The organism is Acinetobacter sp. S4397-1 (assembly GCF_024129285.1).
Lineage (GTDB): Bacteria > Pseudomonadota > Gammaproteobacteria > Pseudomonadales > Moraxellaceae > Acinetobacter > Acinetobacter lwoffii_C.
Map to the genome: position 1 here is coordinate 1 of NZ_JAMXXZ010000080.1, position 975 is coordinate 975.

A 975-nucleotide genomic window follows, 5' to 3' on the forward strand; every position below is an offset into this window, starting at 1 on the left:
CACAAGTATCCGGGAATGCCACGCCATCACGGTTTTGAATGACTGGAGACATTTTCTCCAGATTGATCTGGTGCATGATGCCGTTACCGGCCGGAATCACATCGACATTTTCAAACGCGGTTTTGGTCCACTCAATAAAATGGAAACGGTCTTCGTTGCGACGGTCTTCAATCGCCCGGTTTTTTTCAAAAGCATCTGGGTCAAAACCGCCATACTCCACCGCTAGAGAGTGATCAACGATCAATTGCGTTGGTACCACCGGATTGACTTTGGATGGATCGCCGCCCTGCTCGGCAATCGCATCGCGCAAACCGGCAAGGTCAACCAGTGCGGTTTGACCGAGAATGTCATGACAGACCACGCGGGCGGGATACCAGGGGAAATCGTGATCCTGTTTACGGTAAATCAGTTCTTTTAACGACTGTTCAAGAATCGCGGGATCACAGCGGCGTACCAGCTGCTCGGCCAGTACTTTGGAGGTATAGGGAAGTTTGGCATAGGCGCCTGGCTGGATATCTTCCACAGCCTGACGCACATCACAATATTCCAGCGGGGTGCCTTGCAGCGGTTTACGATATTTTTTGTTCATAGCTTACCTGCCTCTTGCATCATTTTTTCCTACATCATTGTTGTTAAGAATGACCATCGCTTAAGTGGCATAGTACACTGCCGAAAAGCCACTTCCCAAATCACTTATATTTCATATACTTAGTTGCCAAAATCCGCATTTCAGCAACATTTTGTTATATATTTTTTAGAATACCTGCTCTAAATGTTCTTTTTTTAAGCAGTTTTAGCGTTTCCTTCCTATTCTTTAGTATGAGATGGATTTGTTGAAATAAAAATTAATTGAATTCTATATATTTAAATAAACCTTTTAAATCATTAGATTTCTTTCATAAGTCATTTTTTACTCAGCTCCAAGTTATAGATTCCCGCAATTAAATTGAATCTTAATCCCAGTCTTTTGCCTCG

Annotated in this window: 1 protein-coding gene; it reads right to left on the bottom strand. The window is 43.2% G+C overall.

Annotated features, from left to right (window positions below; translation table 11 throughout):
• Positions 1-589 (bottom strand): aconitase family protein (locus NI467_RS14580; RefSeq protein WP_253153497.1); only part of this gene is annotated, 589 nt, incomplete at its 3' end.
• Positions 590-975: the final 386 nt, after the last annotated feature.